This window comes from Actinomyces gaoshouyii (assembly GCF_002076915.1).
GTDB classification, from domain to species: Bacteria; Actinomycetota; Actinomycetes; order Actinomycetales; family Actinomycetaceae; genus Actinomyces; species Actinomyces gaoshouyii.
Genome location: NZ_CP020468.1, coordinates 1,604,547 through 1,619,203 on the forward strand (window position 1 = coordinate 1,604,547; position 14,657 = coordinate 1,619,203).

The 14,657-nt window shown below is 70.5% G+C and carries 16 protein-coding genes and 1 riboswitch; of the genes, 11 read left to right on the forward strand and 5 right to left on the reverse strand.

Annotated elements, in window-relative coordinates:
* Window positions 1–25 precede the first annotated feature (25 nt).
* A complete protein-coding gene (locus B6G06_RS06530) occupies window positions 26–580 on the reverse strand; it encodes a 2'-5' RNA ligase family protein (protein ID WP_081171615.1) in 555 nt (184 codons plus the stop codon).
* A 135-nt stretch (window positions 581–715) separates the two neighbouring features.
* Between B6G06_RS06530 and galK the strand changes: the two genes are divergently transcribed.
* Together galK and B6G06_RS06540 are read left to right on the forward strand one after the other, a co-directional pair.
* Window positions 716–2,029, forward strand: coding sequence for a galactokinase (gene galK / locus B6G06_RS06535; RefSeq protein WP_081171617.1), 1,314 nt, complete (start codon window positions 716–718; stop codon window positions 2,027–2,029).
* 324 nt (window positions 2,030–2,353) lie between these two features.
* Entirely contained in the window at window positions 2,354–5,182 is a 2,829-nt protein-coding gene (locus tag B6G06_RS06540; protein ID WP_081171619.1) for an MSCRAMM family protein, read from the forward strand.
* Between the two features lie 89 nt (window positions 5,183–5,271).
* Here B6G06_RS06540 and B6G06_RS06545 read toward each other — a convergent pair whose 3' ends face one another.
* Window positions 5,272–6,117: an exodeoxyribonuclease III gene (locus B6G06_RS06545; protein WP_080461834.1), complete on the reverse strand. Its 846-nt coding sequence runs from the start codon at window positions 6,115–6,117 to the stop codon at window positions 5,272–5,274.
* A gap of 247 nt (window positions 6,118–6,364) precedes the next feature.
* Between B6G06_RS06545 and B6G06_RS06550 the strand changes: the two genes are divergently transcribed.
* A complete protein-coding gene (locus B6G06_RS06550; protein ID WP_229657901.1) occupies window positions 6,365–6,631 on the forward strand; it encodes an acylphosphatase in 267 nt (88 codons plus the stop codon).
* 33 nt (window positions 6,632–6,664) lie between these two features.
* On the opposite strand, the gene B6G06_RS06555 is transcribed toward B6G06_RS06550, so the two are convergent.
* From B6G06_RS06555 to B6G06_RS06565, 3 genes are all read right to left on the reverse strand, one after another.
* Window positions 6,665–7,573, reverse strand: a complete 909-nt coding sequence (locus B6G06_RS06555; RefSeq protein WP_080461835.1) for a bifunctional methylenetetrahydrofolate dehydrogenase/methenyltetrahydrofolate cyclohydrolase — start codon at window positions 7,571–7,573, stop codon at window positions 6,665–6,667.
* Entirely contained in the window at window positions 7,570–8,880 is a 1,311-nt protein-coding gene (gene glyA, locus B6G06_RS06560; protein ID WP_080461836.1) for a serine hydroxymethyltransferase, read from the reverse strand. Before glyA ends, B6G06_RS06555 begins: the two co-directional genes overlap by 4 nt.
* Window positions 8,881–8,925: 45 nt before the next feature.
* Window positions 8,926–9,012: riboswitch (ZMP/ZTP riboswitch) on the reverse strand.
* 175 nt (window positions 9,013–9,187) lie between these two features.
* The gene (locus B6G06_RS06565; RefSeq protein ID WP_081171621.1) at window positions 9,188–10,405 is read right to left on the reverse strand and encodes a CobW C-terminal domain-containing protein; all 1,218 of its coding nucleotides are present in this window, start codon (window positions 10,403–10,405) and stop codon (window positions 9,188–9,190) included.
* A gap of 49 nt (window positions 10,406–10,454) precedes the next feature.
* Between B6G06_RS06565 and rpmB the strand changes: the two genes are divergently transcribed.
* From rpmB to B6G06_RS06605, 8 genes are all read left to right on the forward strand, one after another.
* A complete protein-coding gene (gene rpmB, locus B6G06_RS06570; RefSeq protein WP_081171623.1) occupies window positions 10,455–10,694 on the forward strand; it encodes a 50S ribosomal protein L28 in 240 nt (79 codons plus the stop codon).
* Window positions 10,691–10,861, forward strand: coding sequence for a 50S ribosomal protein L33 (gene rpmG, locus B6G06_RS06575; protein WP_080461839.1), 171 nt, complete (start codon window positions 10,691–10,693; stop codon window positions 10,859–10,861). The genes rpmB and rpmG overlap by 4 nt, the downstream gene beginning before the upstream one ends.
* Window positions 10,861–11,166, forward strand: a complete 306-nt coding sequence (gene rpsN / locus B6G06_RS06580) for a 30S ribosomal protein S14 (protein WP_081171625.1) — start codon at window positions 10,861–10,863, stop codon at window positions 11,164–11,166. The genes rpmG and rpsN overlap by 1 nt, the downstream gene beginning before the upstream one ends.
* A gap of 24 nt (window positions 11,167–11,190) precedes the next feature.
* Window positions 11,191–11,460, forward strand: coding sequence for a type B 50S ribosomal protein L31 (locus tag B6G06_RS06585; protein ID WP_080461841.1), 270 nt, complete (start codon window positions 11,191–11,193; stop codon window positions 11,458–11,460).
* Window positions 11,461–11,462: 2 nt separating this feature from the next.
* A complete protein-coding gene (gene ykgO / locus B6G06_RS06590) occupies window positions 11,463–11,585 on the forward strand; it encodes a type B 50S ribosomal protein L36 (protein WP_080461842.1) in 123 nt (40 codons plus the stop codon).
* Window positions 11,586–11,799: 214 nt separating this feature from the next.
* Window positions 11,800–12,906, forward strand: a complete 1,107-nt coding sequence (gene cbiM, locus B6G06_RS06595; RefSeq protein ID WP_080461843.1) for a cobalt transporter CbiM — start codon at window positions 11,800–11,802, stop codon at window positions 12,904–12,906.
* Window positions 12,903–13,793, forward strand: a complete 891-nt coding sequence (locus B6G06_RS06600) for an energy-coupling factor transporter transmembrane component T family protein (RefSeq protein ID WP_164505205.1) — start codon at window positions 12,903–12,905, stop codon at window positions 13,791–13,793. The genes cbiM and B6G06_RS06600 overlap by 4 nt, the downstream gene beginning before the upstream one ends.
* A complete protein-coding gene (locus B6G06_RS06605; RefSeq protein ID WP_205635447.1) occupies window positions 13,790–14,632 on the forward strand; it encodes an energy-coupling factor ABC transporter ATP-binding protein in 843 nt (280 codons plus the stop codon). The genes B6G06_RS06600 and B6G06_RS06605 overlap by 4 nt, the downstream gene beginning before the upstream one ends.
* Window positions 14,633–14,657 lie beyond the last annotated feature (25 nt).

Below are 14,657 nucleotides of genomic sequence, written 5' to 3' on the forward strand. Positions count from 1 at the left end.
GCCATGCCGTTGCCGCCCTGACGTCTCACGCCGGCGCTGCCCCGCCCAAGGGGATGCGCGCCAGGAGCGCGCAGTGGTCCCGGTTCAAGGTGTGCAGGAGCATCTGCCCGGCGACGAATGCGGCGTCGAGGGCAGCCCCGGCCCGCATGGCGGCGTCGAGCGCGGCCTGGCCCACCTCATGGGCGAGGGTCACGTGGGGGTGGAAGGGGAAGCGCAGAGGGGCGCCGAGCGGGCCGGAGGCATCGCGGATGTCCTGCTGGAGGGAGCGCAGTGCGTCGCCGCCGCCGATCACCTTGAGATAGGCGACAGCGCTGACGGGCAGGAAGGTCGCGGCACCCGACAGGCGCAGGTCGATCGGCGCATGGGCGCGGGCGACGTCGGCCAGGTGCTCCTTGATGGAGTCGAGCCGGTCGGTCGGCACCGCCGTGGGCGGCACAAGGGTGATGTGGGGGGCGATCCGGGCAGCGAGCGGGTCTCCCGCGTCGCGGCGGATATCGCGGATCGTGGCGGCGAAGGGCTCGGGAACGGGCACGGTGACACCGACCACGCTCTCGCGGTCGGCAGGCTCAGGGACCTCCATGACCCTCCTCTCCGTGCGTTAGGGGCGCACTCGGCGGTCTCATCGGGTGTCCGCGGCGGCGGGGTCCGCCACGGGCCGGCCAAGCCTAACCCGCATCGCCCCCAAAGGCATCACCCGCATGGCACGATGTGCGTTATGAGCGACCTCACCACCGACGCTGACGCCGTCACGCCCCCCGCCGCCCCTGATTTCTCCCCCGCCTTGACGAATGAGGAGGGCATCGCCCAGGCCACCGCCCTGTTCCACGAGGCCTTCGACTCCGACCCCGACGGCGTCTGGTACGCGCCGGGGCGCGTCAACATCATCGGGGAGCACACCGACTACAACGGCGGCCTGGCGCTGCCCATCGCTCTGCCGCACCGCGCCTTCCTGGCGCTGCGCCGCCGGGATGACCGCACAGTGCGCCTCATCTCCCCGCAGACGCGCGAGGCCGTGGACGTGCTCGACCTGGACGCCATCGGCCCCAAGGGAACCCCCGGCGAGATCCCCCGGTGGGCCTCCTACATCGCGGGGGTCGCCTGGGCCCTCGAGTGCGACGGCCTCGGCCCCCTGCCGGGCTTCGACGCCGCCCTGGTCTCCTGCGTGCCACTGGGAGCGGGCCTGTCCTCCTCGGCCGCCCTGGAGTGCGCCACGAGCGTGGCCCTCGATGAGATCGCGGGGCTCGCACTGGCCGGGCCCGCCGACGCGCCCGCGGACGCCGGCCGCGCCCGCCTGGTGACCTCCTGCGTGCGCGCGGAGAACGAGATGGCCGGAGCGCCCACGGGCGGCATGGACCAGTCGGCCTCCCTGCGATGCCGCGCCGGCCACGCCCTCGAGCTCGACTGCCGCGACGGCGAGGTCGTTCACGTCCCCTTCGACCTGGCCGCCGAGGGATTGGCCCTGCTCGTCATCGACACCCGCGCCGAGCACTCACTGGCCGATGGCCAGTACGGCGCGCGCAGATCGGCCTGCGAGCGCGCGGCGGAGATCCTCGGCGTCGAACTCCTGGCGGATATCGCCCCCGAGTGCCTGGAGGAGGCGCTGGCCGCCCTGCGCGAGCGCGGCGGCGAGGAGGCGGAGGTCCTGGTGGCCCGCACCCGCCACGTCGTCACCGAGATCGCCCGGACTGTCGAGCTCGTCTCCCTCCTGTCCGACGGCCGCCCGCTGACCGGGGAGAAGCTGACGAAGGTCGGGCAGCTCATGGACGCCTCGCACGAGTCGCTGCGCGTGGACTACGAGGTGACCTGCCCCGAGCTGGACGTGGCCGTCGAGGCGGTGCGCGCGGCCGGCGCCCACGGCGCCCGTATGACCGGCGGCGGGTTCGGGGGCAGCGCGATCGCCCTGGTGGACGCCGATCGGGTGGACGATGCGGCGCGCGCCGTCGTCGCCGCCTACGGGCGCGAAGGCTTCGCTCCCCCTGCCTTCCTCGACGCCGTCCCCAGCGCTCCCGCGGGGCGCGCGAGGGGCTGAGGGGCTCCGCCGAGACCGGTCGAAGGATCGAGACCGGGCGCGCCCCCCGCTCGTCCGCCCCGTCATGGTCCCTGCCGCGGAAACACGGTTTCCGAACACACCCTCACGATCTCGGCCGTTTGGAGCGATAACAATGCCATTGCGCTGGTGGCGCCCGCACCCCTGAGGTTGCTATTGTCGCTTGCGTTCGCCGAGGTATGGCGAATTCCCATCGCCACCTCGATCCCTTCCTATCAGGACAAACATTCCCACACCCCGCCGCCCCACCCTCATCTGTCGGCGAGGCAGGGAGTGCCACGTCCGATTCACAACGAAGAGTGACTCATGGCATCCGGTTCCCACGCTCTGCCGCGCATCAACCACATCACCCGATGCGCGATACTCGCCGTCTGCGCGTTTGCCCTCATCTGCGTTGACGCGATCAGCATTCCCCGCCCCCTCGGCATCATCGCGACCGCCCAGGCGGCGGACGGGATCTTCGACTGCTCTCCCGGGTACGTGTACGGCCTGGACCGGGATGGGCACATCAGCAGGATCTCCCCCGACGGCACCGTCTCGGAGGTGGCCGGCGACGACATTCCCTGGGACTGGTTCTTCGATGGGTACCGGGCGAACAGCCTGGGCATCGAGAAGAACGGGACCGGCGCCTACTACGTCATCCAGAGCCAGCCGGACGGCGGCTCCCGGACCATCAGGATCGCCCGTTACACCAATGAGGGATGGACGTCCACGGAGCCTGTGGACTCCGCCGAGCGCGGTCTCCTCTCCGGAGGGACCTATATCGCCGGCGGCGTCCAGCCCTCGACCGGCGACTACTACTTCGGTGGCTACCAGGAGCACGAGGACGAGCAGAGCGGCAAGACCCACCTGCGTTTCCGCATCTGGAAGCTTCCCCACGACTCCGGGATGAACGCCGATCGGATCCAGGAAGTCGGCTACGTCGACGTCGGCGAGCAGCACCCCCGCGGCGACGGCAACGGCGACCTGGCCTTCGACGACAACGGGAACATGTTCATCGTCCGGAGCGTGAGCACCTCGGGCCTCACCCAGATCTACTCCGTCACCGCTGAGACTCTCGCCACGGCCATCGGCAGCGACTACAGCATCCCCTCGAACGCCACCAAGGCCGACATCGTCTCAGCCAATATGGCCATCAACGGCATCGCCTTCGACTCCGAGGGGAAGCTCTACCTCTCCGACGCCTCCAACGTGGGCACCTACGACCCGGTCAGCTTCGACGCCATCGAATCGAAGATCAATAAAACAACCCTCACTAACAACTACGACCTGGCGAGCTGCGGCTCGCCCGCAACATTCATCCTGAAGAAGGACATCGTCAAGCGGGACAAGCCCGGCGACCAGTTCCGCCTCTCAGTGAGCTACGGGGAGCCGAACGATGAGATCGCCTCGGTTGACACCACGGGTAGCAGGACTGGCGTGCAGAGCGAGCTCATCGGCCTCTTCCCGGTGAGGATCGGCGGCTCCTTTTCCTTCTCGGAAACCGCCGTCAATGGCGCCGTCCTCTCCAACTACTCCTCGTCGTGGAGCTGCACGAAGAACGGGAGCAGCACCCCATTCGCCCAGGGCATTGGAACCGGGAGCACGATCAAGATCCCTCAGGAGAACGGCGTCGCAGTGGAGTGCACACTCACCAATACCGCCCTCACCGGCTCCCTGTCCTGGGACAAGACGGCCAGCGACGCGCCGTCCCAGTATCTGCCCGGCTCCGAGTGGTCTCTCTCCGGCCCTCACGGCACCGCGCTGGCGGTGAAGGACTGCGTTTCCCCTGGGCAGTGCGATGGCACGAACGACGCCGACCCCGCCCCTGGCAAGTTCCGCGTCGAGAATCTCCCCCTGGGCGACTACTCCCTCACCGAGACCGTCCCTCCCGAGAACTATAAGAAGGCCACGACCGCCTGGAGTGGGAGGATCACGAGCGACCAGCTCGATGCGCGCATCAGCGACGTCACCAACGATCGCCTCGAAGCGGCCCTCACGATGACCAAGAAGGCCCTCGCGGTGGACGGGACTCCGCTGCCCGCCTCCCGCAAGGGCTGGGAGCTGACCGCCGCCGCCCAGGACTCCTCCACCGTGGTGGGCGGCACCCAGACCACGGGGGACGATGGCACGGTCACCGATCCTTGGACCGTCACCGTTCCCTCCGGCAAGAGCACCGGCACCGTCACCATCAGTGAGGCAGCCGTCGAGGGCTGGGAGAACAAGGCGATCTCCTGCACGGCCGAGGACGGTTCCTCCCTCCCCGTCACCCCCACCGGCAAATCCGGCGAGGGCACGATCACCGTCTCGCCCGGCACCACAATCGCCTGCGAGTTCACCAACCAGCGCAAGCCCGGCACCCTCACCTGGACCAAGACCGACGCCGGCACCGCGGAGGAGATCCCCGGATCCTCCTGGACGATCAAGAGCGCGAGCCCCGGCGCCGCAGAAGTGACCGTGACGGACTGCGTTGAGGACGGGAAGTGCCAGGACGGCATCGCCGACTCCGATCCCGCTCCCGGAAAGTTCAGGGTGACGAACCTGCCCTGGGGCCGCTACACCGTGACCGAGGCCACCGCTCCCAGTGGCTATGTCCTGGACGCCACCGTCCGGCCCGCGGAGATCTCGGGCACGGCACTCGACGTTGATCTTGGAGCCATCGCGAACACCCGGACCACTGGCGCAGTGACCTGGAAGAAGGTCGATGGCGATAGCAACAAGGCCCTGGCGGGCTCCGAATGGACCCTCACCGGGCCCTCCTTCCCCGCAGCGACTGTGATCACCGACTGCGATTCCGGCGATTGCAAGGCCAAGGCCGCGGGCGCGACCTACTACGACGCCGACCCGGCTCCTGGCGCCTTCAGGGTCGAGGGCATTCCCGCCGACGGCGCAGCCCTGGCACTCACCGAGTCCAAGGCGCCGGCCGGGTACTGGCTCGACAATACGGCGCAGGCCTTCAGCATCACGATCGGAGCGGACGGCGCCGTCGTGAACCACGTGTTCGACGATCCCTTCCCGAACTACAAGAGCCCGGTGCCCGCGCTCCCGGTGACCGGCGGAATAGGAGCCGATTTCTTCTACCTCGGAGGACTCGGCCTGGGCCTCACCGCGGTCATCGCGCTCGTCACCAGGCGGCTGCGCCGCCGTCGGGCCTGATCTCGCTACAGCCGAAGACGGCCCCAGGGCGGCCGAGACCAGGTCAGAAGCCTCCACCTGGTCTCGGCCGCCCTGGGGCCGCGCCCGGGCTACAGCCGGTAGTCGACGACGAGCGGGGCGTGATCGGACCAGCGCTTCTGGTAGTCCTCGGCGCGGTCCACGCGCAGGCTCTTGGCGCGCTCGGCCAGGCCGGGCGTGACGACCTGGTAGTCGAGGCGCCAGCCGACGTTGTTATCGAAGGCCTTGCCGCGTTGGGACCACCACGTGTATGGGCCCTGAGCGTCGGGATGAAGGTGGCGGGAGATGTCGATCCATCCGGCGTCGAACCAGGATTCCAAGTGGGCGATCTCGTCATCGAGAACGCCGGCGACCTTGTTGTGGTTGGGCTTCCAGTTCTTGATGTCGCGCTCGGAGCGCACCACGTTGAGGTCACCAGCCATGAGGATCTCACGGGCGCCATCGCAGGCCGCGCGCTCGGCCAGGAGGGCGGCCATACGGGCGTCGACGAGCTCGAGATGGGCGTACTTCTGCTCCATCTTCTCCGTGCCGATCTGGCCGGAGTGCAGGTAGGCGGAGATGACCGTGAGGAGGCGGGAGGCGCCCGGGGTGGCGTCGGGGAGGGCGAGGTCAGCCTCCAGCCAGCGGCCGGAGTCGACATCGGGCTCGTCGCTCCCGGGCACGGCGACTCCCAAACGGGTCCGCCCCACCGTGATGCCGCTGCCCTCGCGCACGGCGACGGCGACTCCCGCGCGACCTTTGATGCGGCAGGGCCAGATGATGGGCTCGTAACCGGGTAGGAGCGGGGCGGCGATCTCGGGGTCGGCGCGCACCTCCTGCAGGAGGAGGACATCGGGCGCGGCGGCCTCAAGCCAGTCCCCCATTCCCTTGCGGGCGGCGGCCCGGATGCCGTTGACATTGACGGTGGCGATTCGCATGGCGACCAGGGTAAGGCGAGCGGCGGCGCCCCAGCGAGCACCGGCGAGCCGCGGCAGAGCGCAGCTGAACGAGGCGGGTTGAGACCCGGCGAGGCGGATGACCGCCTGCGACAATGGGAGCATGAGATTCATCGGCGGCAAGGGCGGCAGAGCGGCGAGCGTTGGAGCACAGGATGAGGCGGACACGGGGGCTGACAGGGCGCCGAGCACCGGGACGGGCGCTGACGGCGGAACCCGCGCGCGCACGATCCACGCCCTGGTCTCAGGGCGGGTCCAAGGCGTCGGCTTCCGCTGGTCCTGCATGGAGGAGGCAGAGCGCCTCGGCCTGGTGGGCGAGGTGCGCAATCTGCCCGATGGCGATGTGGAGGTCCTCGCGCAAGGCCCTGCCGACGACGTCGCGCGCCTCATCGCCTGGCTCTACCGCGGCCCGCGCTGGGCCTCGGTGAGCGCCGTCGTCATCACGGACCTGGAGCCCGGGAGTCTGAGGAAGCGCGCCTTCGTCATGGGCAACTGACTGACCGTCCCCCTCCCCTCTCACCGAGACCGGTCAAGGGGCCACACGGGCGGTGCGCTCGGCGGCCTCCACGACGTTGGCCAGCAGGAGGGCGCGGGTCATCGGGCCCACCCCCCCGGGATTCGGGGAGAGCCACGAGGCGACCTGGTCGACGCCGTCGGCGACATCCCCGGCGATCCGGCCCTTGCCAGTGCCGGGGTCCACCACGCGCGAGACGCCCACATCGAGCACGACGGCGCCCGGTGCCACCATCGCAGGAGTAATGATCCCGGCCGAGCCGGCCGCGGAGATGACAACGCCTGCGCGGCGCACGTGCGCTGCGAGGTCGGCGGTGCCCGTATGACACACGTCCACCGTGGCGTTGACATCCTTTCGGGCCAGCAGGAGGCCGATGGTGCGCCCCACGGTGACGCCGCGACCGACGACGCACACGTCCTTGCCGGCCAGGTCGATGCCATGGCGGGCCATGAGCTCGATGCAGCCGCGCGGCGTGCACGGCAGCGGCGAGTCGATGGGCCCGGAGCCGCGCAGGACGAGTCGGCCGAGGTTGGTGGGGTGGAGCCCGTCGGCGTCCTTGTCGGGGTCGATGCGCTCCAGGATGGCGTTGGTGTCGATGCCGCGCGGCAGCGGCAGCTGAACGATGTAACCGGTGCAGGCGGGATCGGCGTTGAGGCGATCGATCGCGGCCTCGATCTCCCCCTGGGCGGCGGTGGCGGGCAGATCCACTCGGATGGACTCGATGCCGGCCTCGCGGCAGTCCGAATGCTTGCCGGCCACGTATTTCACGCTGCCCGGATCCTCACCGACGAGCACTGTGCCCAGCCCGGGCACGACCCCACGGGCCCGCAGCACCGCCACTCGCTCGGCGAGCTCGGCCTTGATGGCGGAGGCGGCGGCCTTGCCGTCCAGGACGCGGGCAGCGCCCTCCCAGGGGGCCCTCACTGAGCCAGGCCCGGGTAGAGCGGGAAGGCGTCGGTCAGGGCCGTCACCCGCGAACACAGGCCCGTGAGCAGATCCTCAGTGGCGTTGCCGGTGGCGCCCGCGGTCAGCGCGGTGGCGATGATCTCGGCGACCTCGGTGAACTCGGCCTCGCCGAAGCCGCGGGTGGCCAGAGCGGGGGTGCCGATGCGCAGTCCGGAGGTGACGCGCGGGGGGCGGGGGTCGAAGGGCACGGCGTTGCGGTTGACGGTGATCCCCGCAGCGTGGAGGAGGTCCTCGGCCTGCTGGCCGTCGAGAGCGGAGTCGCGCAGGTCCACCAGGACGAGGTGGACGTCGGTGCCGCCAGTCACCAGGCTGATGCCCGCGCCGCGCACGTCGTCGGCGAGGAGGCGCTCGGCGAGGATCCGGGCACCGGCGAGGGTGCGGGCCTGCCGGTCGGCGAACTCGGGGGTCCCGGCGATCTTCATGGCTATGGCCTTGGCGGCGATGACGTGCATGAGGGGCCCGCCCTGCTGGCCGGGGAAGACGGCGGAGTTGAGCTTCTTGCCCCACTGCTCGGCGCGGTTGGACAGGATCATGCCCGAGCGCGGCCCGCCGAGGGTCTTGTGAACGGTGGTGGACACGACGTCGGAGGCGGGCAGGGGGCTGGGGTGCAGGCCTGCAGCGACGAGTCCGGCAAAGTGCGCCATGTCGGTCCACAGGGCGGCGCCGACCTCGTCGGCGATGGAGCGGAAGGCGTCGAAGTCCAGATGGCGGGGGTAGGCGGACCAGCCGGCGATGATGACGCGAGGACGCTCGCGCAGGGCGGTCTCGCGCACCTGCTCCATCTCGATGCGATGGGTGGTCTCATCGACGCCGTAGGCGGTGGCGTGGTAATTCTTCCCGGAGAAGTTGATTCGCATGCCGTGGGTGAGATGCCCACCGTGGGCGAGCGACAGGCCGAGGATGGTGTCGCCGGAGTCGGCCAGGGCGTGGAGAACGGCAGCGTTGGCCTGGGCCCCGGCGTGGGGCTGGACATTGGCGTACTCGGCGCCGAAAACGGCCTTGGCGCGGTCGATGGCGAGCTGCTCGGCGACGTCGACGACCTCGCAGCCGCCGTAGTAGCGCTTGCCGGGGTAGCCCTCGGCGTACTTGTTGGTGAGCACGCTGCCCTGGGCCTGGAGAACAGCGCGGGGCACGAAGTTCTCCGAGGCGATCATCTCGAGCGTTCCGCGCTGGCGGTCGAGTTCGTCGTCCAGAACGGCGGCGATCTCGGGGTCGAGCTCGGCCAGGGGGAGGTTGTTGAGGCAGACGGTGGCTGGGGCGGTCATGCTTCTCCTGCGAGTACATCGGGCGCGCGTGCGCTGCGGCGGGCGATCCGCGGCCCAGGCGGGCGACCCCGGATCTGCGTGTCATGCCGCTCCCCGGTGGTGATCCACCCGGCGCCAGTCGCGACGGCCATACCCTATCGCGCCCGACGGCACGACGCGCGGCGACACCAAGGAGACGACGGGGGACGGCGCGCGCCGGTCGGCCGGTGCTATCCGCCCCGAGTGGCGCCATTCTCACCGAGTGGTGCGTCCTGCCCGCACCGGTGGGTGCGAGCCGCACCGGTCGGCCCGCCGGCCCCACGGCTCCTCAATCTCCGCCGAACCAGTCATCCATGGCATCGCCGTCGGGGCCGCTCCAGGCCAGGGCCATCACGAACTCGTCGGGCCTCAGGAGGATGCGGGAGAAGGCCTCGCGCACGCGCTCGCAGGCGGCGTCGTCGGCGATGCCGGTGATCACCAGGTGGCAGCGCGGGCCGACGGGCCCGCCCACTGCGGCCCCCAACGTCTCCTCCCCTCCCCAGGCAACGGGTGCCTCGTCCCAGGTGCCGGCATCCCCCACAGTGACGGCGCCGCCGGCGACCTCCCACGCGCAGACGCGCCCGGGACGGCTGGGCAGCCAGAAGCAGCCGCGCGCGCACATACCCGCCCCGGCGAGGTCGGCGACGAGCTCGCGCAGTCGCTCGGGATGGAAGGGTCGGTCGGAGACGAGGTCGAGGGTGCGCACGCCGTGCTCCACCGGCCCTCCCCAGGCGCGGGTGGAGGCGGGATGGACTCGGGCTACGGCGGCGCGGGCGTCATGGCGCACCGACATGAGGGCGTTGAGGACCGGCGCATCGAATCCGGGCAGGAGGAGCGCGTCGTGGGCGCGCAGGTGCTCGACGAGGTCCGCGCCCGCACCCTCCTCCCCCACCGCGATGATGACATCGGCGTAGCCGAGCCCCAGCATATGGACCTCGCCGGTGCAGCGGGGGTCGCCCTCGCCCCAGGCCAGACCGCGGTCGGCCAGGGGGATGTGGGTGAGGATCTCGTCGACGGCGGTGACGGTGAGCACCGCGTGGGCGACGCCCGCCAGCGCGATGCCCGGGACGGCCTCGAGTGCCTCTGCCAGGCGCGGTGCGAGGTGGACGATCTCGATCGCCGGGGGCAGGAGGATGACGGTGGCACCGCGCGGATCATCGGCAGCGCGGTCCTGGGCGACGGCGAGGAGCACCTCGCGCAGGGCGCAGGTGGGACAGGGCATCGGCATGTCGATATCGAGCACGGCGGGCTCGGCGAGCGCCGGGGAGGGCTCGCCGTCGAGGGCCTCCGATCCAACCGACGACAGGCTGATGACGCCATGCTCGCCCCGGTCTGGGTGGATCGTGGTGGCGATGACGAGGGCGTCCTCGCCATGGAGGCTGAGAGCCGCCAAGTCCAGCAGCGCGGGATCGACGGCGCCGATGAGGGCGATCCGGTGGCCGGCGTCGGCGTGGGGGCCGCGGGAGGGGGGCGGGTTCGCCCCGGGCGGGGATGAGTCGAAAGTCATGGGGGGCTCCAACTTGACGGTAATGAGATTCAATCCCAATACTGCCCCCATGACCACCTACTGCCAAGTCACGGGGGCCCGACCGGTCTTCGGAAAGTCCGTCTCCCACTCCCACCGCCGCACGAACCGGCGCTGGGACCCCAACCTCCAGCGCAAGCGCTACTGGGCGCCCTCGCTCGGGCGCACCATCACACTGACCGTCAGCGCACGCGGGATCAAGACCATCGACAAGAGGGGCATCGACGCCGTCGTGACTGACATGCTCGCCCGAGGGGAGAAGTTGCGATGAGCACGGCCGCCAAGGGCCTGCGCCCCATCATCACGATGGTGTCCACCGCGGGCACGGGCCGCACCTACGTCACGCGCAAGAACCGCCGCAACACCCCCGATCGCCTCGTGCTGCGCAAATTCGACCCCGTGGTGCGCCGCCACGTTGAGTTCAAGGAGTCCCGCTGATGGCCAAGAACTCCAAGATCGCCGCGGACAAGCGCCGCCGCGCCGTCGTGGCCCGCTACGCCGAGCGCCGCGCCGAGCTCAAGAGGATCTCCGTCAACCCGCACCTGAGCGCCGCCGAGCGAGAGGCCGCCATGGCCGCGCTGCACGCCCTGCCCCGAGACGCCTCCCCCACGCGAGTGCGCAACCGGGACGCCGTCGACGGGCGCCCCCGCGGATACCTGCGCGCCACCGGGACCTCCCGCGTGCGATTCCGCGAGATGGCCGCGCGCGGCGAGCTGCCCGGCATCGTCAAGTCGTCCTGGTGACAAGCTGATGACAAGGAGCACGCCATGAGACCCGGAATCCACCCCGACTACCACCCGATCGTCTTCCGCGATAAGAGCGCGGGCTTCGCCTTCCTGACCCGCTCGACCATGACCTCCGCCGAAACCATCGAATGGGAGGACGGCAATGCCTACCCCGTCGTCGACGTGGAGGTCTCCAGCGCTTCCCACCCGTTCTGGACCGGCCAGGGCCGGATCCTGGACACGGCCGGCCGCGTGGAGAAGTTCGAGCGCCGCTACGGCAAGCGCGCCCGCCCCGCCAGTAAGGAGGCCTGAGAATGAAGGTCCGCGCCTCGATCCGCTCCCTGGCCAAGCAGCCGGGCTCGAAGGTGGTGCGCCGTCGCGGTCGCACCTATGTCATCAACAAGAGGAACCCGCGTCTCAAGGCCCGCCAGGGCTGAAGCGCCGCGAGAGCTCACTCCAGGGAGCCCTCCGCTCACCCCCTCGCGCCCCGCGTCGGCATTGATCCGGCGCGGGGCTCGCAATGTTGTCGCAACACATCGGCACTAGCGTCCACCGGCGGAAAAGACCACTCCGCACGCCGTCGACGGCATCAGAATCCCCTACCGCCCGAGGATAGGATCCGGGCCCGCCGAAGGCTCTGGAAAGGACGATATGCATATTCCTGACGGTTACCTCTCCCCGGAGACCTGCGCCGCGACCTTGCTCATCACCGTGCCGAGCCTCGCGCTCGCCGCGCGCAGGGTCGGCGAGGAGATCGGTACCCGCCAGGTCCCGGCCCTCGCCCTGTTCTCATCCTCCAGCTTCCTGATCATGATGCTCAATCTGCCCGTGCCGGGAGGCACGACGGCCCACGCCGTAGGGGCCGTCATCATCGGGGTGGTGCTGGGGCCCTGGGCGGCCATGATCGCCGTCGCGGTGGCTCTGCTCTTCCAGGCCCTGCTCTTCGACGACGGCGGCATACTCACCTGGGGCGCCAACGTACTCAACATGGCGATCCTCATGCCGATCGTCGGCCTGGCGGTCTATCGCCTCCTCTCCAAGGGCTCCATGCTGAACTCGCGGCGCCGTACCCTGGCCGCAGCGCTCGGGGGGTACACGGGGATGCTCGCGGCGGCACTCGCCGTTGCGGTCGAGCTGGGCATCCAGCCGGCCTTTTTCCACTCCGACGATGGGACCCCCCTGTACTCACCCTATTCCCTGTCCCAGACACTGCCGGCGATGCTGGTGGCGCACTTGCTCGTCGCCGGGCCCGCCGAGGCCCTCCTCACCGGTGCCCTGCTCACCCGCATCGCGCGCACGCGCCCCTCGCTCCTGCTGCGCACCCATACCGGGCTCATCGGCGGGGCCGCTGCCGACGGAGCCGCACGCGCGGCCAAAGCTCCCAGGAGCATCCTGGCGCTCATCGCCCTGGCGCCCCTCGGCATGCTCGCAAAAGGCACGGCCTTCGCCGAAGACGCCCCCGAGGATCTCTCCCCCTCCGACCTCGGCCTCAATGCCCTCCCCTCCGGGATGACGCGCTACGCGGAATTCTGGAACCATGCACTGCTCTCGGGCTACGGCGCGGATGGCCCGCATCCCGTCCTCGCGTACTGGGGATCCGCCATCCTGGGCACCCTCACGATCGGGACCCTCGCCATGGTCATCATGCGCCTCGTCCGCCACCCGGCCGGCAGAGCGCCCCATTCCTCCCCGCCCCACCGGCCCACAGGACCGAACACGGCCATCGTGGCGTCGGGACCACCGGCGTCAGACTCGTGAGATCCCCGCACTGGGCCCGCTCCACGCGCCGAGCACTGACGAGGACCCTCGCCGATGCGACGGCGGCCGCCTCGCTCGCGCTGCGCGAGGGCCGCCCGCCGCATCCCGGAACCAGCCCGCCCCGCGGCATCGACGCCAGGTGCGCAGTCCTCCTCTCCCTGGCGGGCCTCATCCGCATCGCCCTCGTCCGCTCCCCGATCACCCTGGCCGTCATCTACGCGTCCGAGGTGATCCTCGCCCGCAGCGCGCGCCTGCCAATGGGGGCCTTCCTGCGCCGCAGCCTCCTGCCCGCTCCCCTGTTCACTCTCGCGCCCGCGCTGCCGGCCGCACTGTCCGCAGTCTCACCGGGCCCCGTGCTCTTCGCGCTTCCCGGAGGCCTGACCGTGACGACCATCGGCGTCATCGTGGCTGCGCGCCTTGTCGAGCGCGCTGCCTGCTCACTCGCGCTCGTCGCCCTGCTCGTCATGACCACGCGGTGCTCCGCGCTCCTCGAAGCGCTCACGGCGCTGCGCGTGCCCCGTCTCATCACGACAATCGCGTCGATGGCCCATCGCTACCTGCTGGTCCTGCTCGGCGTTGTTGCCGATGCCATCGACGCGCGGCGCTCGCGCACGGTGCGCCCCAGGCTGGCGCCCGGCGGGACGGGCGCGGCAGTGGCCCATGTGGGAGCGGCCGCCCTCGTACGGGCCGGCGCACTGTCCGAAGAAGTCCACGACGCCATGCTCGCCCGCGGCTTCCGCGGGTCCTTTCCCGCTGTGTCCGGCCCTCGGGGTCTCGGGCACCGGGAGGCGGTCCTGATCGTCACAGTCTTCATCTCATTCCTCCTCTGGGGCGGTCTCGACGTCCTTGCGGGGCAGTGGGGCCCATGGGGGAGGTGGGCGGCGTGAGAGCGTGCCTCCGCTCCCGCGCCGCCTCGTCGTCCCCTCCCTCCGGGGCCGGCGAGCTCCCTCCCCTGATCCGCCTGGTCGGCATCAGCCACGTGTACGACGGCCCGGTCACGGCGCTCGACGACGTCACCCTCGATATCGTCGCCGGTGAGTCGGTCGCGCTCCTCGGCGCCAACGGATGCGGGAAGTCAACCCTCCTGCGCGTGCTCGATGCCCTCCTGGCGCCCACACGGGGATCATTCGCCCTGGAGGGCCGCCCTATCAGTGAGGATTCCCTGGAGGACGAGGAGGCCAATGCCTGGTTCCGCTCGCGCGTCGGGTTCGTCTTCCAGAACACCGATGCCCAGCTGTTCTCGGCCTCGGTGCGGGAGGAGATCGCCTTCGGCGCCCATCAGCTCGGCCTGAGCGTCGATGAGGCCGCGGATCGTACGTGGACCGCGATGCGACGCATGGGGATCGAGGCCCTCGCGGATCGGCCCCCATTCCGCCTGTCGGGCGGGCAGAAGAAGCGTGTGGCCCTCGCCTCCGTCCTCGTCATGGAACCGCGCGTCATTCTCATGGATGAGCCGACGTCGGCTCTCGACCCGCGCTCACGGGCATGGCTCATCGATGTGGTCGACGGCTTGCGCGCCGCGGGCACGACCCTCGTCATCGCCAGTCATGATCTGGACTCCGTCGCCGCGATGACCTCGCGCGCCGTTGTCCTGGGGGAGGACCACCGTGTGTCCGCCGACGCCCCGACTCCCGAGGTGCTGGCGGATCGCGTCCTGCTCGAGCGGGTCAACCTCATCGCCCCGTCCGGCCCCGCCCGCACGGCCGATGGGCATCCCGCCGCGTAGAAGCCAGCACTACCCGTCTCATCAG

Excerpts from the sequence above, each read along its gene's own strand:
- ykgO (WP_080461842.1), top strand. The coding sequence starts at position 11,463 with ATGAAGGTCCGCGCCTCGATCCGCTCCCTGGCCAAGCAGCCGGGCTCG.
- B6G06_RS06530 (WP_081171615.1), bottom strand. The coding sequence starts at position 580 with ATGGAGGTCCCTGAGCCTGCCGACCGCGAGAGCGTGGTCGGTGTCACC.
- rpmB (WP_081171623.1), top strand. The coding sequence starts at position 10,455 with ATGACCACCTACTGCCAAGTCACGGGGGCCCGACCGGTCTTCGGAAAG.
- cbiM (WP_080461843.1), top strand. The coding sequence starts at position 11,800 with ATGCATATTCCTGACGGTTACCTCTCCCCGGAGACCTGCGCCGCGACC.
- rpmG (WP_080461839.1), top strand. The coding sequence starts at position 10,691 with ATGAGCACGGCCGCCAAGGGCCTGCGCCCCATCATCACGATGGTGTCC.
- B6G06_RS06585 (WP_080461841.1), top strand. The coding sequence starts at position 11,191 with ATGAGACCCGGAATCCACCCCGACTACCACCCGATCGTCTTCCGCGAT.
- B6G06_RS06540 (WP_081171619.1), top strand. The coding sequence starts at position 2,354 with ATGGCATCCGGTTCCCACGCTCTGCCGCGCATCAACCACATCACCCGA.
- rpsN (WP_081171625.1), top strand. The coding sequence starts at position 10,861 with ATGGCCAAGAACTCCAAGATCGCCGCGGACAAGCGCCGCCGCGCCGTC.
- B6G06_RS06565 (WP_081171621.1), bottom strand. The coding sequence starts at position 10,405 with ATGACTTTCGACTCATCCCCGCCCGGGGCGAACCCGCCCCCCTCCCGC.
- glyA (WP_080461836.1), bottom strand. The coding sequence starts at position 8,880 with ATGACCGCCCCAGCCACCGTCTGCCTCAACAACCTCCCCCTGGCCGAG.
- B6G06_RS06545 (WP_080461834.1), bottom strand. The coding sequence starts at position 6,117 with ATGCGAATCGCCACCGTCAATGTCAACGGCATCCGGGCCGCCGCCCGC.
- galK (WP_081171617.1), top strand. The coding sequence starts at position 716 with ATGAGCGACCTCACCACCGACGCTGACGCCGTCACGCCCCCCGCCGCC.